The organism is Fretibacterium fastidiosum (genome assembly GCF_000210715.1).
Taxonomy (GTDB): Bacteria; Synergistota; Synergistia; order Synergistales; family Aminobacteriaceae; genus Fretibacterium; species Fretibacterium fastidiosum.
Genome location: NC_021038.1, coordinates 1698271 through 1700815 on the forward strand (window position 1 = coordinate 1698271; position 2545 = coordinate 1700815).

At 66.6% G+C, this 2545-nt stretch carries 1 protein-coding gene and 3 pseudogenes; all 4 read right to left on the bottom strand.

The genetic code is table 11. The annotated features are described in order from the left end of the window. Positions 1-343: pseudogene (locus SY1_RS12810) on the bottom strand (1-deoxy-D-xylulose-5-phosphate synthase); the annotation flags it as partial. A 75-nt stretch (positions 344-418) separates the two neighbouring features. Further along, positions 419-1269, bottom strand: a pseudogene (locus SY1_RS07820) (1-deoxy-D-xylulose-5-phosphate synthase N-terminal domain-containing protein); the annotation flags it as partial. A 95-nt stretch (positions 1270-1364) separates the two neighbouring features. Further along, positions 1365-2170: pseudogene (locus SY1_RS07825) on the bottom strand (TIGR02757 family protein). Between the two features lie 90 nt (positions 2171-2260). Further along, positions 2261-2545: desulfoferrodoxin family protein (locus SY1_RS07835; RefSeq protein WP_208873341.1), on the bottom strand; the 285-nt coding region annotated here is incomplete at its 5' end.

The following is a 2545-nucleotide window of genomic DNA, read 5'->3' on the forward strand; positions in this document are numbered from 1 at the left end:
CGACGTCGTGCATCAGCTGGTCCATCGCGCGCCGCAGGAACGTGGAGTAGATGAAGACCCACGGCCGCATCCCCCCCGCCGCCAGGCCCGCGGCCATGGTCAGCATGTGGCTCTCGGCGATGCCCACGTCGAAGAACCGCTCCGGGAAGCGCGTCCGAAAGCGCTCCAGCTTGACGCCGGTGGACATAGCGGCGGTGAAGCAGACGACGCGCGGATCCGTCTCCGCCATCGCCTCCGTCGCCTCGGACGCCGCCTCGCTCCAGCTGCGCCGCTTGGGTCCCCTGGCGCTAGAGCGGGGGGACATCTGGTGGTACTTCGTGGGGTCCGCCTCCGCCTCCGGCATCCCCCTGCCCTTCACGGTGTTGAAGTGCAGCAGCACGGGGCGGTCGTAGCGCTTCGCCAGCTCGAAGACCACCTGGCAGGCCTCGACGTCGTGGCCGTCGAAGGGCCCCCAGTAGTTGATGTCCAGGTCGTCAAACATGTTGTTCGGCTTCACGAGGCTCTTGATCTGGTCGTGGATGCCCTCCAGGCTCCGCTGCAGGACGCCGCCCGCGGGCAGCACGCGGCAGGCGTCCTTGATGGCGGCTTGATCTTGTTGTAGGACGTGCTGGCGGAGAGGTGCGCCAGCATCGTGGAGAACCCCCCCACGCAGTTGCTGATGGAGTGCTTGTTGTCGTTCAAAACGATGATGACCTTCGTCTTCGTCTCCTGAACGTAGTTCAGGGCTTCGAGCGCCAGCCCGTTGATGAGGGAGGCGTCCCCGATGAAGGCGACGACGTGCCGGTCCTCGCCCAGCAGGTCTCGGGCCTTGGCGTAGCCCAGCGCGGCGGAGATGGAGGTGCTGCTGTGCCCCGTGTTGAAGTGGTCGCAGGGGCTCTCGGATCGGCGGGGAAAGCCGGAGAGGCCGTCCTTCAGGCGCAGCGTGCTGAAGCGGCCCGCCCGGTCGGTGAGGAGCTTGTAGGGGTAGGACTGGTGCCCGACGTCGAAGATGATGCGGTCCTGGACGGGGTTGAAGCAGCGAAGCATGGCGATGGTCAGCTCCACCACCCCCAGGGAGGAGCCGATGTGTCCGCCGTTTTCGCTGACGGTCCTGATGATCTCCTGCCGCACCTCGCTGGCCAGGGCGGGAAGGTCCTTCGGCGCGATCTTCAAAAGGTCCTCGTGTTTGAACTCAGGCGATAAAAGGTCATGGGAGGCCTCCGGAATCTGTATTTTTTGCCCGCGGGGCCGCACGGCAGAGCGGGGCAAAAGACTTTTTCGACTTTTCATTATACAGGAGGCGGCGTGGATTGCTATCGTCCAAAACAGCCAACCGCACGGGGCGGCGTCGCGGCCTTTGCCTCCGCGTGACGCGGGGGGGCGCTTCAGCGGGGCGCTTCGGCCGTCAGGTCCTCCTCGCTCATCCCGCTGCGGATGCCGAAGCGCGTCAGGACGAAGTCGTAGCGCGTGGGGTCCCTGGGGCAGATCCGCCGAAAGGCGTCCGTGATCTCGATGGCGGAGCGCAGGTCCGCCTGCTTCCGTCCGGTCAGGCCAAGCCTTACGGCGATGGCGTGGACGTGGGTGTCCACCGGCATGATGAGGTCCTCCGGACCGAGGACCGTCCAGCCGCCGGGGTCCACGTCGTCGCACCGAACCATCCACTTCAAGAAGAGGAAGAGGCGCTTGCAGGCGCTGCCGTCCCTGGGGGCCGCGATCAGGGGAAAGCCCCTTCGATCCGCCGGCCACAGAGTGTCCGCAAAGCGGTCCAGAGCCGGCAGGAGGTCCCGCCCTCCGCCCTCCGCCAGGCAGGCGCGCAGGAGGCCCTCGAGGCTGCCGTGCTCCCGCAGAGCCAGCGCCGTGCGGGAGAGCAGCGTCACCACGTCCTCCGGCGTGGTGAACCGGTGCTTGAAGCCGGAGAGGGCCTCCGGAAGGCGCTCGGAACGTTCCAGGAGGAACTGGCGGGGTGGGGGCCCAGCGCGTTCAGGACGCGGCGGACGCTCCGCAGGATCTGCGCCACGCGGCCGTAGGCCAGCGACGACGCCACGAGGGCCACGACCTCCCGGTCGGGCAGGTCGTAGGGCTTCAGGAACTCAAGGGGGTCCGGGCTGATGAGCTCGCGCCGGCTGTAGGCGAAGTAGAGCCCATCCAGGAACGCCCTGAGCCGCCGATCTCGCCCCTCCGTGTTGGACATCGTGATCGCCTCCCAAAATTGAAGGAAGGGGAACGGCGACGGCCGTCCCCCTTACGTAATTTGCTGTTTGAATGGGCCGTCTTGAAGCGCTTAGATCTGCGCCTTCCAGAGCCCGTGCTTGTTGCAGTACTCGCGTGCTGTGGCGCCCGGCTCCGCGCTGTCGAAGGCGGCTTCGGGCTTCTCGCCTGGCTTAAGGAAGCAGCGGCAGACGCGCTCACCGTTGATGACCTCGATCCACTCGATGTAGTGGTCCGCCTCCATGGGATGGACCGCGCTGCCCACCTTGATGTTCACGCCTTCCCGGACGGGCACGTGCTTCTCCTGGGCCGCGTCCGTGGAGTTCTCCGCCATGACCTTCATGGGCTTTCCGCAGCA